Source organism: Pseudomonas sp. TH31 (assembly GCF_016650815.1).
Lineage (GTDB): Bacteria > Pseudomonadota > Gammaproteobacteria > Pseudomonadales > Pseudomonadaceae > Aquipseudomonas.
The window spans coordinates 349,822-367,050 of sequence record NZ_JAEKEZ010000033.1; the positions used below are offsets into that span (position 1 = coordinate 349,822).

Consider the following 17,229-nt stretch of genomic DNA (forward strand, 5'->3'; position numbering starts at 1 on the left):
CATTCGACCTGCGGCCAGGGCTGTCAGGAATGTCGTGTGGGAGCCGATCCCAGGCGCAGGTGGTGGCCTCAGCTCTCAGGGCATGCTGCTCATCACCGGCCAACCTCAAAATCTGGTCAAGGAGGTTCTCTTCCATGGTTCCAGGGGTAACGGTAAGTCCGAATGTCTGCTCATGGCGTTCGGTCAGCATGTAGGGAAGGGGTGGGGGAGTTACTGGCGTGGGGTGATCCTGCGTCGTCAGTTCTCGTCCCTCAAGGACTTGATCGTCAAGAGCCACAGGCTGTTCCCGAAGCTGTTCCCTGGTGCCACGTTCAACAAGTCGATGCGTGAGTGGACGTTCCCGAGCGGGGAAGTCCTGATCTTCGACTACATCGAAAAGAAAGAGCAGTACGAAGCCAAATTCCATGGCCAGGAATACTCGTTTATCGGGTGGGACGAGCTGACGACATGGGCGACCGATGACATCTATGAATCAATGATGTCGACGCTCAGGACGTCATTCAGGCCTACGAAAGCTCAGCCACTCATGCCGCCGCTCCAGGTTAGGTCGACCACGAATCCATGGGGTGTCGGTAAGCGTTGGGTTAAAGCGCGGTTTATTGACGGCAAAATCAGCGGGCAGATTGAGTACAAAAACGGCCAGCGTGACAAGTGCGCGATCTTCGGCACCGTGTTCGAAAACCCTCACCTCAACGACGAGTACAAGCATTGGCTGAGGACGATCAGTGATCCTGCTAAGCGTGCGTCGTGGCTTTTGGGCGATTGGGAAGCGGTCGATGACAGCGCTATGTTCGCTCCGCTTTGGAAGAAAGACCTGCTGCTGATGGCTCCGTTTGAGATCCCGGCGCATTGGAAAGTCGAGAGGTCATTCGACTACGGTCAGTCGACTCCTTTCTGCTGTCTCTGGACTGCTGAGGCCAACGGCGAGTCCGTCTTAATCAATGGCAGACCCTTCTGCCCGCCGAGGGGATCAATCATCGTCGTGGGAGAGGATTACGGTACTCCGCTCAATCCTGACGGCTCACAGCAGAAGCGCGATCTGGGTCTCTTCTTGAGCGCCGGCAACATCGGCAAGCGCCTGAAGTCCAGGGAGTTGAAGCTGCAGGAATCTATCCTAAAGAACCATCCCAAGGTCACTCCAGGCCCCGCAGACAACCAGATTTACAACGGCAGTAAGGTTGACCAGGGAAGTGCTCCCACTGTTGCGAAAGATCTGGCCGCTGAGGGTATGACCTTCGTCAACTCGGACAAGTCTCCGGGCTCAAGGGTAACCAGCGCGCAAATCATGTTCGGTCGTTTGCAAGCAACAATTGAGCAAGATCCAGGAAAGCCTCATATCTACTTCTTCACTAACTGCAAGTTTCTCAATTCGTCTCTTCCTGAGCTTCAGCGAGACGAAGATCAGTTGGATAGCGTTAGTAAGTGCGGTGATGACCATGCCTGGGATGCCCTGGCTTATCGCTTAACTTGGAAGCGCCCAGTAACTTCGATCCAACAAGGTATTCGCTAGTCTCAGAAGTTTGCCGTCAAACAAAGTACAATAGTTGTAGCCAAATAATAATAAGAATAGGCACTAATATATGTCGGTTAGTCAACGCTCCATGCGCAGTCAGAAAGATTATGAGATCCGAAAAGTAATTCGCACTCTTCAAGGTGGAACTGTGGCTATCCGGGCTGCAGGGATTGAGTATCTACCCAAAGAACCCGGCGAAACACCAGAATCTTATCGAAGACGCTTAAACAGGTCTTTCTTAACCAACTACTTCCAGCGCACTGTTGCCAACCTGGCATCGAAACCATTCAGTATGCCGGTAGGTATCAAAAGTGAGCGCTTCCAAGAACTGGCTGCTGAGTACCTCGCAGACGTCGATGGTCGAGGCACAAGTGCTACAACTCTGGCCCATGCATGCACTGCCGATGCCGTGGCAATGGGGTCGACTTTCCTCGCTGGGGACTGCGCGGTCAACGGTGGTAGGCCTTACCTTTATCTGTTGCCTGGCGAAAACATCCTGGCTGCCCGTAAGAACGAAGATGACAAGCTCATCCACATTCGCATCCTCGAAACCGCAGTCGTACAGGACGGCCAATGGGGAGAAAAAGAGGTCAAGCGTGTCAGGGTCTTCGACCGGGATGGAGATGTTGTTACGTGGTCTCTTTACGACGGCGAGACGGATGCCCCAATCGTTCTGGATCAACCGTTTGCCCTCAAAGAGATTCCCGTGACGCCAATCCATGCAGCTGAGGCGATTGCGTCCGATCAGCTCCAGTCTTCTCCGCCGTTGCTGGATCTGGCGTACATGAACATCCAGCACTATCAGGAAAGCTCCGACCAGTCGAACATCCTCCGTATTGCTCGGGTTCCGGTGCTTTTTGCTTCTGGGGTCGCTGAGGACGCTGCTATCACCATCGGTTCGGAATATGCCATCAAAGGTGAGGCAGGCGCTGACCTAAAGTACGTTGAGCATTCTGGTGCTGCGATTGGCGCAGGTCGTGACTCACTCAAAGACCTGGAAACCAAAATGGAGTCCTACGGCCTTGGTCTACTCGAAAACAGTGGTGTTGCGCAGACTGCGACTGGCCACGCATTGAGAGCCGGCGAAACGAATAACAGGATTGCCATGCTTGCTCTGAACGTCGCTAACGCTATGGAGATCGGCCTGGGCTGGGTCGCGTATTTCAACAAGATTGCCGACCCAGACTTCCAAGTGCATATCGATACCGAATATGGAATCAGTTCGTCGACCGAAGACCTTACCGCCTTGGCAAGTGCGCGCACCATGGGCGACCTATCTCGCGAGGACTACCTCCAAGAGATGAAGCGCCGGGGCATCCTGCGCAACGAGTTCAGCCTGGCCGACAACGAGGATCGCCTCTCAGTTGAGCTTGCGTGATGATCTGTGGCCTACTGCCAGCTGGTGGGCCACAGGACATGGACAGCTATGATTCCAGATGCATTCACTCATGACGATCAGCCGGTCTTCGCTGGTCAGTACACCAATGCTGAATGGGACGCCCTGAAGGCCCAGAGTCTTGAAAGCCCGTTTGCATTCAAAATGGGCTGCTGCAAGTCCAGGGCCGTGCTCAAGACCAGTAGCAATGGCCTGCAATTCTTTGCTCACTACTCGGATGAGTGCGCCACGGCTCCCGAGACTGCCTGGCATATCGCGGGTAAGGATCTTGTCTTTGGTGCGCTCAACCTATTCGGTGTCAATCCTCGCAGTGAGGTGCCAGGTGGTACAGGAAGGGATCGTTGGAAAGCTGACATTTACTTCGAGATAGGTGAGCGGAAGATTGCCATCGAGCTTCAGCGGTCGACTCAGCATTTGAAGGATTTCGTGGCGCGCCAAGAACGCTATGCACGCTACGGCGTTGAGTGCTATTGGCTGATCAGGTACGAAGTAGCTATGAGGCTCCTGAACGCGATCATGAAGAAGCGATTCAAGGAAGAATTTAACAGGGTCGTTCCACCCCTTGGCTATATGATCAACACGTGGCCTAATTTTTATTTCGGCATACTCAACCCCGAAAACGACTCCACTAACGTCGTGACTCCTGGCTTCGCTATTTCTCATTTTGAATTGCTAGCCAGCATCATTAACAACGACCTTCACTGGAATGGTATGCAGTGGTCTATTACACCTAATCTGTAGTAGCGATAGCCTGCTTTCGGACTTTTCCCTATACTAGCCATACTAAAATATCTGAGGTGTTAAATGTCCCGTCTTGCTGAATACCGTCAACTTGAAAAACACCTTGCTGAGCAACTGGCCGCACTTGAAGCAATGAAGGGCGACGAGGGCCTCAAGCAGGAAGTCGCGTTCGAAACCAAGCTGCGCGCATTGCTTGCCGAGTACGGCTACAGCCTGCGGAACGTAATCGCTTTGCTAGATCCACAGGCCTCGCGCCGTGCTCCTGCTGCTGTCGACACCAAAGGCACTCGCAAGCCGCGCCAGGTCAAAATCTACAAAAACCCTCACACTGGTGAAGTTGTCGAGACCAAAGGCGGCAACCACAAAACGCTGAAAGAATGGAAAAGCGAGTTCGGTTCCGACACCGTTGAATCCTGGCTGTCCTGAGTCAGTTTGAGTTCAAATGAGGGCCCTGCGGGGCCCTTTTTCGTAGCCATACATGCGGGGTAATCATGGAAAGACATCTCTACAGATTCAGGACAGCGGATCGTCTGCTCGGAAAAGATGCCAGCGAGACTAAAGAGGCCGTGCCGGGTGAGCTTGAGAAGCTTGAGATCTACTTCGCACCGCCTGAGCAGTTGAACGATCCCCTAGAGGGGTACAAAGAAATCTATTGGTCAGGTGATGAGATCGTCTGGGCGAATTTCTTTAGGCATTACCTATTGATACTGGCGCTCCGAAGCTGGGAGGTTGATGACGCGGTCATGAATGGCGTGCCACTTCCTAATGAGCTCCCGATTGGCCAGTACCCTGGAAATCTTCGAGGTGTATTCCTCTTGGCCTTTCAGGAAATGGATAGTCTTTTCCAAAACAATGAGATATTCCAAGGGTACATTAAGGCACTCTCTAAAGCCGAGAGAAAGCACTACAAGCCACAGCTGTTGTTTTACCTGAGCACTCTGCATACGCGTTTCTTAACTATCGTACTTTCAGTCAGTCATAAATACGAGTTAACCGGGGCACATCATCCTGATAATCCCAGTGATCCACTGGGGGACAATGACTTTCATCTGCAGATAATATCGAATATCGAAGCATACGATGGCCTGCATAGAGATTTTGAGTCATATAGGCAAATCGCTGTCACAACCTCGGCTTTCTCCATTAAAGCTGCGCACGTATGGGTCAATGACCATCATGGTGTGAACGACCTAGTAACGGTATTTGCTCCTCGTTATCTCGATCAAATTGACCAGCTTATGCATCCGAAATGGTATGTGGCCTGTTTCATGAAAGAGTGTAATAACTCCGCAATTTGGGGTAGCTACGGAGACAACCACAAGGGTATCTGTCTGAAATATAAAGTTTCAGGTGAAGGTGAAGATCCAGCCCTGTCCCTTGAGATGAATAAGCCGATAGGACTTGGTCGTAGTGGTATCATCTATGGTTTCCAGGGTATGCAGTTCAAGGAGGTTTTTTACGACCGAGAACACTCGGAAATAGACTTCTTTAGATCATTAGGCAACGTCCCAAACGAGGCTTTAGAGGGCTTCTGGTACAACGACGGCCATGGAAATCTGAGTACCACCAGCGAGTGGTTCCAAACCGATTCCAGTGATCTGCGCGAGAAGCACTGGAGTAACCTTGATTTCGCTTTGACCTCAAAGCTTCCCCAGTGGGAGTCCGAAAAAGAGTATCGCTTAGTTCTCAACTCCGGAATGAACATCTCTGACAAAAAGCATCGAATATTGAAGTATCGGTTTTCGAGTCTGGATGGCATCATTTTCGGGATCAAGACGCCATTGGAGCACAAGCTCAAAGCCATCAGGATTATCAAGGCCCACTGTTTGCTTGAAGGACGTGAAGAGTTTCAGTTTTACCAGGCCTATTACGACCCCGAGACGAAAAGCATCCAGCATGGCTTGCTACCCATTTCGATAAATGACGCTGATATAAATGTTGACCCTACAGAGCTTGGATCTTCATCAGCTGAAAGCTAGCTGGCAAAGTGATGCCAGTTTGAGTACAAAGGGCCCTGCTGGGCCCTTTTGTTTTGGAGGTTTCATGGATGCGAATCGTGAAGTTGAGCAGTTCTCTGCCCTATGTGCGCTCGTAGGTCGGCCCATCCTGATTGATTCGGCAGAGCGCTGCTCGGAGCTGTTTCATAGTGGTCAGCGTGCTGGTCTGACGCTGAAGGAGTTGATGTTAGGGCTCTCCGTCGCACACGACCTTGGTAGCCCTACGCCCGATTATGGTGATCTCAATAGACTGATCGTTTACCAAAAGCTTTCCAAGGTCGCGGCTGAATACCGGAAAAATCCTTCAGACAACTCCTGGATGCCCAAAGAAGCTTTTAATGACTCGATTGCGATGAAATCGGTTGATCGCCGTGAGTCCTTTCGAGCGAATATGGAGCATTTCGCACCACTGATAGACGAGATGTACGACGATCTATACGAGCAGGTAGATCGAGAATTTCCTGGCTATCTGAAGCCAAAAGGAGAGCCATTTTCTCATCCCGGTATCGAGTTCATGTTGAGTTGTTCCGTGATTTCAATTGTGCAAAGATTCCGAGCGGCTGTTGAGCACGTGATCAGTGTTCATGGGGCGCCGATGCACATTGAGGGCTTCCCAAGCGGGTGCTGCGGAATCATTTCAGAGCTAATGGGCGACCACCTGAACTCCTTGGAGATTGGTGAGTTCTACTACGTGTCCTCGATGCTGGACGGTGCCTCCCATGCGTGGCTGGAGGTCGATGGTCTTGTGGTGGACATCACTGCTGATCAGTTCCCTGGCCGTCCTGGAGTTTACGTAGATAGGCCCGATGACTGGTATCACTCATGGGAACCAGACACCAGGCACCTAGCAACTCATTGCAGGTCAGCTTTTTTCTACAGCGAAGAGCGCCAATTTTTGGATAGGGTTGTCACCGCCATGGCTAAGATGAACGGCTCCTGACCTCTGTGCTGGCGGAAAACAATCTGAACAACTTTCACTTTAGGACTTTTCCTACATCTTCAGCGTGGCGCGCTTGGTAACATCGGAGTTTTGCTCGACCATCAAAGGAATGCCATGGCTTTTGTTATCAGGGAGGGAGACCCTACGACTACTGGCGGCAAGGTAGTCAAAGGCTCAACAAATACGACTGTCGAGTATCAAAAGGCAGCACGCATCAGTGATCCGGTGTGGTGTCCAAAATGCAGTTCGATGGGTTTTATCGCCGAAGGCAACCCCACAGTCATCGACGAGTTCGTAGCTATCGCTACACATGGCCATGTCGTGCAGTGTGGTTGCCCATTCGGTAGCAACCGGCTGATTTCTACTCAAACCAGCACAATGGCCGCAGAGGATGTAAGCGTTGCCATTGCTCCTGACTTTGCTGCCAAAGCCCAGGCCGCGACCCACATCTGGGCTCAAGCCATCAGCGATGGATCGTATAAAAGCGAATTCACGGCTGGCATCCCTACAAATAATTTAAGCGGTTACAAGCCACCGAAGCTCTGCGTTTTCGCGAAGTCCTGCACAGTCCCTGCTGGCTCTATAGAAGCTGGGAAGGGTAAAGAGCCGGCAGATAATTTCGGTAAAGTCGCGGTTCTTGGGGCTGTTGGAGCCCCTGCAAGTGTTGAGGCTGGCTCCGGTGGCATAACGTACCTCGGTCGGATCGCTGGTCAGCTTGGCACTGAGGGACTTGGTAGGTGGGCCCTTCGAAGCGCTGTGGTAGCTGGCTCGGTCGCTAGCGGATTACTTCTTGCGTTCTGGCCTGCCGACATAGCTGATGGCAGTCTCTATACCGAAGAGCAGCTGAGGGCCATGAGTGAGGCGGCGACGAGGGTTCGCTTCCAATTCCGAAAGGACGAAAAAGGACAGACCCAGGTCTACGGGATTCACACCGCCCAGTCGTCAGGGATGGCGAGTGTCCCTGTTGTGAATGCTCAGTGGAGCGCAGACAAGCAACACATCGAAGCACATGTCGGCGGCATCACTATCATCTGGACTCCAAATGATGGCCCGGTGATCACTGCTCCATCGCCGTATCCTGGTGTGTCAGACGAGCTTTCAAAAGTATTGGTACACCCAATAGCCGAGGACACTGATACCCAGATCGAGATTTATCCCGCCGAAAATGACATAACCTGGCAGGACTGCATCCTGGTGTTCCCGCCAAAGTCAGGTATTCCACCGCTTTATATTGTTTTTGCGAAGCCGGCAGTAAAGCCATTAGAAGTCGGTGTTTACAAGGATCTGAGTAACCGAAGTGTTAAGGATACGCTTGATATAGATCACATCACATCTCAAGCAGCTCTAAGAACATATATCGTTGATAACTTCGATAACGTGACGCCAGAGGAGATTAAATATCTACTGTCTCAGGCGCCAAGTATCGCGATTCCGCAATCGGTACACAGAAAGTATAGCGAAACCTACGCTGGGCGAAATGTAAAGGCCAAACAAAGACTTGACGCCTCAAATCTAAAGGCAGCAGTTGATAGTAACTTTGACGCTATCAAACGAGGATTGCTTGAAGAGGGTTACGCAGAAAGTGATATTGAAAAGGCTCGCGAAGAATTGCATAATCTGCACAAAGAGCAGGGGTGGTACAAATGACTACTAAAATAGAAGACTGTGCGAAGGGTATAGGCAAGAGCTATTCGGGTTTAGTGGCAGAAGGCGTTATTCCGAATAAGAGTCTTCAGTTTCAATTTAAGGGCGATGATGAGCCATACATGTCCATTGAAGACGGTTTGAGCCTGGGGTTCTCTGAGGGGAAGATTCTTCAACATGTCTATGTGACACTTCTCAAAACTGTTGAGGGCACCAAGGAGTACAAGGGCCCTTTGCCGGAGCCTCTGGTCAAGCAGATCAACCAGAGCTGGGTGAGAGAAAGATTCGGCGCTCCGGTAGACTCAAAAGGCCCGGTAACGCTTCCAGTGCTTGGCAAGAAGGGCGGTTGGGATGCCTACAGTCTAGATCCTAAGGTGTACGGATCTGTTCGCATGATCTTTCAGTACACCGAGTCGCTGGCCGTCAACGTCATTCACTTCAAGCAACAGTAGGAATTGCGGGGTAGGGCTTAGCGGTTCTACCCCAGAGCCTTTGTTGTCAAACCACTGATGCTCAGCCCCTGCGCACCAGGTACTTCAATCTTTCCCTTTCCTGAATAACCTGCTCCCTAAGTTCGGAGGGATCGATACTCATGCCACCACGGTCTGTGACTCTAAGCGTCTTTAGGGAGTTGATGGCTAAGATGAACTGCTCTTCCTGGATCTCCCAGACGGTCTTAGGTCTACGCGAGAAGAGCTTCATTGTCCTTCCTCCAATCTGGAATCCATGACAAATCAGCGTCCGGGCTCAGCGCCTTGAGATTGCCCCTAATCATCCCCTGCACTGAATAGCACTCGAAGTTAAACTTGAAAACCTCATGAAGCCGGCTTGCAATTACCTTTCGGTCTTCAGCACTGAATTGCTCTAAGGCTTTGAATATAGCAGAGCCATCCGAAGTGCTGATATGAAGGGATTTGAATGTTTCATTGTATCTTGCAACTGCGTCCATATAACCTCCAGAAGTGACCATGGAAGTATTGTGCTAAATGAGGCCGGGCAATGTCTATATCTATTTTTTGGGAAAAATCGTCATGTTTGCTCAAACCATGCTGCGGGTATTGAAAACACAGATGCGTATATCAGCGGCATACTCTTAAAATAATATCTGCAGCTGCCTTGCCAACAAACCTTGGCCGAAGTAAAAGCCTAGGGAAGCTGCTGAGTGGTTTGCGGCTTAGACACCTGCGCGGGTTAACTTTTTTGTATTGTTTCAAAAAACATGTACATATCTACAGACTCTCCTCTAACAATTTCATTAGAGTCGAAATGAATATGACTATAACTGGGGGCTCCGCATGCCTCTACGCTATTCCTGCCAATCATCGCTGGAAAGTCAAGCATGGTTTTACGGGCTTCTCTCTCTGATAAAGGGTCAGGAATAACAACGTTATATTGCAAATTTCCAAAGTTGATAACTAGGACATACTTAAAGTATTGACTTTCAAACTCGTTTTTGACTTTGAACAAGCCACATCTTAGCTTGCTAGGATCAAAAAAACCCTGAAACTCCCACTGCGCAACTGGAACACCTGAGAACATCTTCGTGTGATCCTTATTCAGAATCCACTCTCTCAATTCGTCCAGCTGGCGAAACTCAACGTCTGGCATCAAGGCAAGTGCCATTTTCACAAACATCTTGTATATGGTTATAGGTCGGTAGGATTGCCTGGGGAGGTTGCATTTTAACTGATGACCACCATCCACACTTACTGTCTCAAATCTAGCCTCACCACCTGCCAGCACGTTTACCGAAATATTTCCGCGCCCTGAAACACTAATTTCAAATTCGTCATCCTTATGCTTAGGATTTTTCCTTCCCTTGATGGTGTTAAAAATTCTATGTGGAAGTGTGTACTTGGAAAATCCATCTTCCAAATAAATAGAAAAGTGATTGTTGCATGCATCACACTCTAGGCGATCTATTAAAGTTCGATTTCCAAGTGACATAGGAATGGCATGGGATACAGACTTAAATGTTGTTTCACCAGGGCCCTTGCCGCAGTATCTGCAATTCCTTGTCGGCCTTTCACGACTAACATCAATAACTAATTGCTCTGTAGAGTCGAGAGCCTTAACAAAAAGCACGTCATAAATAGACTCTACGTCCTTAAATCGCTCGTCATTTTCTAAAAAAAATTCTTCAGACATTAGTCATCCTCACCAAATAGAAGTATTTGTCCATGTAGCTATGAAGGCAATTCATTTGAGCAGTTCTGTACGGCCAACTGGAGCGCGTGCGCATCTAACAGTGCCCGATGCCCCTTGCGCACAGGAACTCTCCGCAATATCTCCGACGCCGCTTCACGGCCTACAAATGACTCGATGGGTTTGACTTCAAATGTCGCCTCAATACCAGCGGCCTCGTACAGGACATCCAGCCAGTAGCAGTCTGCAGGGTTGTCGGAGCACAAGATTTTGCCGTCAAACAGCTCATTCATCCTCTCAGCCACCTGAATAGCCGGGGAGCCTTCGTTCACCAGCTGCTCACGGGTGATCTGATGCATGTCCTGGGCATCGTAGCTCCAGTGATCCCAGTACGAGGCTGGCTTGATCAGGGCCTGGTACTCACCACCAGGAAAGACAACAGCTACTTCGATTGGGTAGCTATCGGGGGCAATCCCGGATGCTTCGAAGTCTATGAAATGAGTTGGGCGCTCGATCTTCATTGGGGCCGTGGTGTGTCCCGAGGATATTCTTCGGCAGGCTCTGCACTGATTTGGCCATCATCAGCAAAAATGCGAATCAACGTCTGAACCAGCGGCTTGGCGAGTCCCATATCCTCGAAGTGTTCGATGAGCATCCACGCCTCGCAGGCGGTGTCGTGCTCATCCATGTCTGCAGTGATCTGATTTGAAACTTCGACCAGGTCAAAATCCTGCAGGGCGACCATTGGCTTGTTGCTCTCGTCACGAATGCCGTGCATGAGCGTGAAAACCTCGTCTTTCTTGATCAGCATGGGCGGCTCCTTGTGTGGATATCATCCTGCCGTGGTGGCAGTTTGGAGTCAAACCGCGTTGCGAGACCTTGGCGCACGGAGCAGGGAAAGCCACTGCTGAGTTAGCCAGTGGATTTTATGTTGGCTAGTTGTACTGAGGGCGAACAATCGACGACTCAGAGCAACCGCAGCCGTATTCTTTCCAGAAAGCATCATCACTCAGGGCCGCCACAGCAGCCTGGCGAGCTCTGATCAAATCAGCTTTCTTCGTCCAGCCTTGGACAAAGACGTCATCTTCAGCCACGAAGTCCGGGCGATTCTCCTTTTTCAGATCAGTAAATTCTTTGATCTGAGTTTCGAATGCATCAATCTCTTTCTGGCTATCAGCGATCTCACGCTCACGGCCTTTGCCGATGAAGTAAAGCCGGGTGTCTGCAACTTCCTTCTGGAACTCGTCCTTGTCTTTGCCACCCAGCGCCTTGGCGAACTCTTCACCTTTGTACCGGGCGTGCAGCATTTTTATGTCGACTTCCATGTTGTAACGATCAGAGTTTTTCATTCCCTGCATCATGGCCTTGAGCGACTGATCAGCCATGGACGTAGAGCTGCCATCGATTTCGGTAATCTTGGAATCACCACAAGCGGTCAACGCGAGGAACGAAGCAACAAGTAAAATCTTTTTCACGTAAAACATTCCTTTGATTTCGAGAGGTTTTTTATACCACAACAATAGTGGCTATTCAATATCGTCGCATAGATAAATCATTGTAATGGTTGATCGGTAACATAAAATCTGCCAGGTAACATTGCCACCGTTACAATGCAAAAATAGCGTTACACCAACTAACGGTATGCCGTAACGATACTTTACTAAAAAGCAACAGCTTGCATTTATATATTGCTGTGGGTCGAGCTCATCCAATACAATACAAATATAAGAAGAAGGGCCAAAGCCCCATGGGTCAAAAATGCAGACAATTACGATTAAATCACTTACGCCTGAAACCGAAGAAATCTGCGCAATCCGACTTGTTGGTGGGTTTGATTCGAAGCACAGACATTACCCGGCACTCGACTTGCTGAGGTTTGACAACAAAGCGCAGTTTGAATTGATTGCTGATTATGCTGAGGCGGGTTGTGCTCAGTCTGTCAGGACTATTGAGAATCTGCTAATCGGCGAGTTGATTCGAGCAAAGGATCTTGTGTTTGAAGGCGTCAGGTACGTGTTTGACGTACAGAGTTTCACTGAGCCAAGCAGTCTGAAGTACCTGGTCTGGGAAGTCCTAGCCCAAATCATTGAAGAATAATAAAAAGGGGAATATAGAATGAGCAGATTCGTAGAGCAGTTCGACATGTACATGCAAGCACACGAGGCATTCAGGCGAGGTAACAATGCTGAAGGCCTCAAAGCTACGCTGTTCCTGATGGCCAACGGAATAGTTAAGCCGGACGCACGCCACCTGTACGAGCTTTGGGAGTCGTCTGTGTATGGAGGCAGTGGCTCAGAAGAACTTTTCCTTACTATGCTTGACCAGGGAATGATCCCGGAGATCCTGAGAGAGGCCAAGGCTGGAAAGTTCGATATCTTGAAAGACTTTATAGATGCGGTTGGGCGGCTAGAAGAAGACACTCGTTATCAGGTGCTGAAAGCTGTTTAATTAGTCAAGAGTTATTTTGCACTAAATCCCCCATGCCATTTTTTATGATATTATGGCTGTACAACATAAAACAATAATAAGAATCCTTGGGGGATTTAATCAATGTTGATGCACAACGGTCTTGTTGTATTCAAAGCCTATGGCGATGAAAACGAAGAGACAAAAGAGCCAGGGGCTCAACCTGAAGTAGATCTTTCCAATCCTGCAATCCAAGCACTCTTGAAAGCTGAGCGTGATCGCCACGCGCAAGAGATGACTGGCCTCAAGAACAAGAACACTGAAATTCTTGGTGAACTCAAGTCTGACAGGGATAAGAGAAAGGCTTTCGAATCTCAAATTCAAGACAAAGAAGATCTTGAAGCTTACAAAGCTGGAAAACTCGACATCACTGCTTTCTCCGATAAGCGAGTGAATGCTGCTGTAGATTCCTACAAACAGGTTCTCGGCGAGAAAGACTCCAGCATTCAAGAACTCGAAAAGAAACTTCAAGAATCTGATATGCGTATCAAACGCATGCATGTAGGGCAGACTATCGGCCAGCTTGTACTAGCCAACGAGTTTGTACACAAAAGCGCCGCCGAAGACATCTCTGATCTTGCTATCCGCGAAGGTGAAGTCGATGCACAAGGTAATCTGGTCTTTCGTGATGAGTATGGCAATGTAAAGCTTGGTCGTGATGGAAAGCCGCTCCAGGGTAAAGAGTGGCTTGACGGCCTGCTGCAAAGGAAACCTCACCTGGCCAAAGATCTCCCTGGATCTGGTGGTAAACAAGGTACAGGTGGGTCAGGTAAAACTGTTACCAAGGCCGACTGGCAGAAGATGTATATGAACGCTAGCGAAAAAGAAGGCAAAGAACTTCTCGCTAGACGTAATAAGGGCGAAATCGTAATCGTCTGAACGAAATACCCGTTGGGGCTCGCCTGAGCCCCCGGTTCCAAATGCTGGCAGGGCCGGCGACTGTTTTGCTCAGTGAGCGACAGATATCCTCAAAAGTACCAAATAAAAATAATAATAAATAGGTATATCAAATGACCCAGAGTAATGCACTCGTCGTTTTGCCGGCTTTTGGCAACGACATTGAAGCGTATGTTAATGAAGTTGTACTGCCTGATGCTATGAAGCGTCTGCGCGCCCGTGTTGTTGCGCGCAATATGGTAACTGTAAACAACGAAGATGAGTCTAAGGAAGTCGGTGATACTGTCCGTGTTCCAATGCCAGTAACTTTCGATGACGTCGACCAGTTTGATGAAGTCAACGGCACAACTGCAACACCTATCTCCGTTAAGAAAGTAGACGTAAAAGTCGACAAGCACTTCTACAAGCAAGTTGAATTCAGCGACATGGAGTTCACTGGCAGCATGTCGGGATCGATTGAGAACGCCCTGGGCGGAATGATCGATGTGATTGGCCGTGGTGTGAACCGTTCGATCTCAAGCCTTGCTCTCGAAATCCCAGGCTTCTCTGGCAACCTTGCCTCCACAAACAAGCGCGACGGCAGCGACCTGATCAACCTCCAAGAGGCTATCGAGCAGGCCAACGTTTACGACAACCGTAAGCTGTACCTCACCAGCCGTTCAAATGCTGATCTATTGAACGTGTACGCGAACTACAACTACAAAGACGCTGAAGCTTCGGGCGTTCTCGGCAACAAATTCAACTTCGACATCATGAGCGACAATCAGGCCATCACGCACAAAGCAGGCTCCGCGTCTGCCAATGCCGGCCTGAAACTGGCTTCTGACGCATCTGCCGGGACACTGGTACTCAACATCACCGCAGCTGTAGGCGACCGGTTTGTCAAAGGTGATGTCATCGTGATTGCCGGCACTGAGCAGACCTTCGCTGTTGGCTCCACCGTTGTCGCTGTAGCCGGTGCCAATGCTGTTCCAGTCACCACCGCCGTCATCGCAACCATCTCGGCAAACTCGGCAGTAACTGTTCTTGGTGATCACCGCATCGACCTGGCCTGCACTCCAACGTTTGCAATGATGGTCACTCGTAAACTGGAAAGCCCAGCTGGTCAGCCAGGTGTCATCTCCGGGTACATCACGGATGAGGTTTCTGGCCTGACTCTGCAGTCGATGATTTGGTACGACGCTTCACGCAGGAAACACCAGTTCCGCCTGGAAACCCTGTTTGGTCTGAAAGTCCTCGATCACTCCCGCGCACTGCGCATGGGTGGTCACTAAGAGCTCCGGGGCCTAGCAGCTAGCAAAGCCCCACGTTCACCAGACCTCCGTTCGCTTACCGGCAGCGGAGGTCTTTAACTTTCAGGAGTCTCAAAATGAGCGAAGTAACCGCTACAAAAGATCGCACGGGCGAAGTGCTGCCAATCGTTCGACCAGGCAAATCCATCGGCAAGTCAGCCTTATCCGGCACTCAGACATTCACGTCGACAGCTCCAGATGGTGAAGCTATCTACATCTTCTGCACGTCCCTGATTCATGTAGCTGAAGGCGCCACGGTCACAGACACCGACGCACCAATCGATGCCAGGGGCGGTGTCTATTTGAATGCAAACCGTGGCCGGTCAATCAGCGTGAAGCTGTTGGCTGGTGAAGATCCGGCTGTCGTATGGATTCACGAGGTTCGCTGATGAATATCCTTGGCCGAAACCTCTTATCGTTGACTGTGTACCACTTGCGCCGTGTTGTGTACGTCGTGATCGGTTTGCCAGTGATCGACAGCGTCACCACGAATCCTGACGGGACTGTTGTCGTCGGTGGTAGCGGCGGCACGCCTGGGCAGACAATCGTCATCACTTTCCCTGACGGCTCCGTGGGCACTGGAATCGTTGGCAACGGCGGTGGTTGGTCGGTGACGTCGCCGGGGGTAGTTGCGCCTGTTCCAAGACCTGAGGATCTCGTCGTCGACCAGGTTCCTACTCCTGATAAACCTACCGTTCCCGAACCAGGCGAAGTGAAGCCAGGCGAAGGTGGTGGGACTGTGATTGGAGGTGGTGGAGCGAATCCAGGTGATGATGTTGAAGTCACGCTACCGGGCGGTGAGACGGGGTCTGGTGAGGCTGGGGAAGACGGCGACTGGGAAGTTGAATTCCCGGATGTTCCTTACGATCCTGAACTTGATCCTGGCGACGTCGGAGTGATCACAAACCCGAAGCCGGGTGAGCCAGTCGTTGAGGATGTCACACCGAATTCGGATGGCACTGTCACCGTTGGTGGTGGAGCGAACCCAGGTGATCAGATCACAGTGACGTTCCCGGACGGATCGACAGGCACTGGCACTGCTGACGAGAACGGGGATTGGACTGTCGTATCTCCTGGAGCCCAGAGCCCAGATCTTGGTGTAGGTGATGTGACGGTGATCGCAAAGCCAGATCCAATGGCGGGTTCAATCTCGGCACCGGACGCAGTCTACGCAGACATCGCGGGCTTGGAGTTTGTTGAGGTTGATGACGCCGGAAACTATATCGCCTGGGAAGAACTGATCGAGCAAATGAAAAAGATTGTCGGGGTGAGCGCTACTGCCAGCGTAACTTCGAAGCTCGGATATAACGGCGGATACGCAAAGAGCGTTATTAAAGTTGGTAGTGCCTACCTGGTTACATTTGACTTCAAAATATTCATTTTTGATAGCCTTCAAGATCTGAGCAGCGGTACAGCAAGAGTCATCGAGAAGAACTATCTGCACAATGGATACTGCGGAGTTTTTAAGACCAACCATACAGGCTATTACCTAAGATCCGATGGCGGCAGAAATAGGCTTGTACGATTCGATGGTGCTGATACTGGACTGGTCTTTGATGTTGTCAATGATAATGTCCCGGATATCGTTAGTCTTGGCTCTGTGGACTGGATGTACAACTCAGACTTCAGCATTTCGTATCTGATCGATCCAGTAACGTTGTCAGTAACACCTGGCCCGGTCTTCAACGATATAAGTTTAAGTTTCGCAGGGTATTCAGGTTGGGCAGCAAATGGGGCAGGGCGCACATTCATCACAGCTGAATCAAACACGACTGGCTATTCTGGAGTGTACGAAGTCAGCGCAGGTGGGGCGAAGTCACTTGTTGTAGAGATTCCTGGTGAGTTAACTGCCGGGGATAAATACCTTTACATTAAGAGTGGCACATCCGTCTCAAGGGTCACTCTGGGCACGATGTCTGTTACTGAATTCAGCTTGGGCCACAAGTTATTGGAAGGCTATTCCCGTGGCGACTTCGCTGTTTTCAGAAACTCAGAGTCATCAGTGACAGTGACATACGATGCCGGTGTTACATTTGAAAAAATCTTTGTAATTCAAAATGACGCGAGCCTGATGTGGGTTGACATGGAAGATGATAGGTTGGTGTTGACAAGGAACTACAGAGAGTTTGATCTACTCGAATATCAGTTGATCGAAGAGTGATATAATATTCACATAATAAGATTTGCATTCAAAAGCA

At 50.1% G+C, this 17,229-nt stretch carries 19 protein-coding genes; 14 read left to right on the top strand and 5 right to left on the bottom strand.

Going from position 1 to position 17,229, the window contains the following annotated elements:
• Window positions 1–34 precede the first annotated feature (34 nt).
• The 8 genes from JFV26_RS27230 (at window position 35) to JFV26_RS27265 (ending at window position 8,683) form a co-directional block, all read left to right on the top strand.
• Window positions 35–1,510 (top strand): terminase large subunit domain-containing protein, encoded by a 1,476-nt coding sequence (locus tag JFV26_RS27230; RefSeq protein WP_342215484.1) that lies wholly within the window; start codon window positions 35–37, stop codon window positions 1,508–1,510.
• A 70-nt stretch (window positions 1,511–1,580) separates the two neighbouring features.
• Complete coding sequence (locus JFV26_RS27235; protein ID WP_242487911.1) at window positions 1,581–2,891, top strand: DUF4055 domain-containing protein; 1,311 nt, start codon at window positions 1,581–1,583, stop codon at window positions 2,889–2,891.
• 48 nt (window positions 2,892–2,939) lie between these two features.
• Entirely contained in the window at window positions 2,940–3,650 is a 711-nt protein-coding gene (locus tag JFV26_RS27240; RefSeq protein WP_201196664.1) for a competence protein CoiA, read from the top strand.
• 63 nt (window positions 3,651–3,713) lie between these two features.
• Window positions 3,714–4,076: a histone-like nucleoid-structuring protein, MvaT/MvaU family gene (locus JFV26_RS27245; RefSeq protein ID WP_201196666.1), complete on the top strand. Its 363-nt coding sequence runs from the start codon at window positions 3,714–3,716 to the stop codon at window positions 4,074–4,076.
• 65 nt (window positions 4,077–4,141) lie between these two features.
• Window positions 4,142–5,629 carry a DUF2971 domain-containing protein gene (locus JFV26_RS27250; protein WP_201196668.1) on the top strand — a complete coding sequence of 496 codons (1,488 nt, stop codon included), beginning with the start codon at window positions 4,142–4,144 and terminating at the stop codon, window positions 5,627–5,629.
• Window positions 5,630–5,693: 64 nt separating this feature from the next.
• Window positions 5,694–6,587, top strand: coding sequence for a hypothetical protein (locus JFV26_RS33815; RefSeq protein WP_242487912.1), 894 nt, complete (start codon window positions 5,694–5,696; stop codon window positions 6,585–6,587).
• A 114-nt stretch (window positions 6,588–6,701) separates the two neighbouring features.
• A complete protein-coding gene (locus JFV26_RS27260) occupies window positions 6,702–8,234 on the top strand; it encodes an S-type pyocin domain-containing protein (RefSeq protein ID WP_201196670.1) in 1,533 nt (510 codons plus the stop codon).
• Window positions 8,231–8,683 carry a DUF6392 family protein gene (locus tag JFV26_RS27265; RefSeq protein WP_201196672.1) on the top strand — a complete coding sequence of 151 codons (453 nt, stop codon included), beginning with the start codon at window positions 8,231–8,233 and terminating at the stop codon, window positions 8,681–8,683. Before JFV26_RS27260 ends, JFV26_RS27265 begins: the two co-directional genes overlap by 4 nt.
• Window positions 8,684–8,913: 230 nt before the next feature.
• On the opposite strand, the gene JFV26_RS27270 is transcribed toward JFV26_RS27265, so the two are convergent.
• The 5 genes from JFV26_RS27270 to JFV26_RS27290 all read right to left on the bottom strand — a co-directional run bounded on the left by JFV26_RS27270 (window position 8,914) and on the right by JFV26_RS27290 (window position 11,851).
• Entirely contained in the window at window positions 8,914–9,180 is a 267-nt protein-coding gene (locus JFV26_RS27270; protein WP_201196673.1) for a hypothetical protein, read from the bottom strand.
• Window positions 9,181–9,422: 242 nt separating this feature from the next.
• A complete protein-coding gene (locus tag JFV26_RS27275; RefSeq protein WP_201196675.1) occupies window positions 9,423–10,379 on the bottom strand; it encodes an HNH endonuclease in 957 nt (318 codons plus the stop codon).
• A 38-nt stretch (window positions 10,380–10,417) separates the two neighbouring features.
• On the bottom strand, window positions 10,418–10,897 hold the full coding sequence (locus JFV26_RS27280; RefSeq protein ID WP_201196677.1) for a 3'-5' exonuclease: 480 nt from the start codon (window positions 10,895–10,897) through the stop codon (window positions 10,418–10,420).
• On the bottom strand, window positions 10,894–11,187 hold the full coding sequence (locus JFV26_RS27285; protein ID WP_201196679.1) for a hypothetical protein: 294 nt from the start codon (window positions 11,185–11,187) through the stop codon (window positions 10,894–10,896). Before JFV26_RS27285 ends, JFV26_RS27280 begins: the two co-directional genes overlap by 4 nt.
• 124 nt (window positions 11,188–11,311) lie before the next feature.
• A complete protein-coding gene (locus JFV26_RS27290) occupies window positions 11,312–11,851 on the bottom strand; it encodes a hypothetical protein (RefSeq protein ID WP_201196681.1) in 540 nt (179 codons plus the stop codon).
• 283 nt (window positions 11,852–12,134) lie between these two features.
• Between JFV26_RS27290 and JFV26_RS27295 the strand changes: the two genes are divergently transcribed.
• The 6 genes from JFV26_RS27295 (at window position 12,135) to JFV26_RS27320 (ending at window position 17,192) form a co-directional block, all read left to right on the top strand.
• The gene (locus tag JFV26_RS27295) at window positions 12,135–12,473 is read left to right on the top strand and encodes a hypothetical protein (protein ID WP_201196683.1); all 339 of its coding nucleotides are present in this window, start codon (window positions 12,135–12,137) and stop codon (window positions 12,471–12,473) included.
• 18 nt (window positions 12,474–12,491) lie between these two features.
• On the top strand, window positions 12,492–12,824 hold the full coding sequence (locus tag JFV26_RS27300; RefSeq protein ID WP_201196685.1) for a hypothetical protein: 333 nt from the start codon (window positions 12,492–12,494) through the stop codon (window positions 12,822–12,824).
• A gap of 102 nt (window positions 12,825–12,926) precedes the next feature.
• The gene (locus JFV26_RS27305; protein WP_201196687.1) at window positions 12,927–13,721 is read left to right on the top strand and encodes a hypothetical protein; all 795 of its coding nucleotides are present in this window, start codon (window positions 12,927–12,929) and stop codon (window positions 13,719–13,721) included.
• A gap of 131 nt (window positions 13,722–13,852) precedes the next feature.
• Window positions 13,853–15,013 carry a hypothetical protein gene (locus JFV26_RS27310; RefSeq protein ID WP_201196689.1) on the top strand — a complete coding sequence of 387 codons (1,161 nt, stop codon included), beginning with the start codon at window positions 13,853–13,855 and terminating at the stop codon, window positions 15,011–15,013.
• 95 nt (window positions 15,014–15,108) lie between these two features.
• Window positions 15,109–15,420: a hypothetical protein gene (locus tag JFV26_RS27315; protein WP_201196691.1), complete on the top strand. Its 312-nt coding sequence runs from the start codon at window positions 15,109–15,111 to the stop codon at window positions 15,418–15,420.
• Window positions 15,420–17,192, top strand: a complete 1,773-nt coding sequence (locus JFV26_RS27320; RefSeq protein ID WP_201196693.1) for a hypothetical protein — start codon at window positions 15,420–15,422, stop codon at window positions 17,190–17,192. Before JFV26_RS27315 ends, JFV26_RS27320 begins: the two co-directional genes overlap by 1 nt.
• Window positions 17,193–17,229 lie beyond the last annotated feature (37 nt).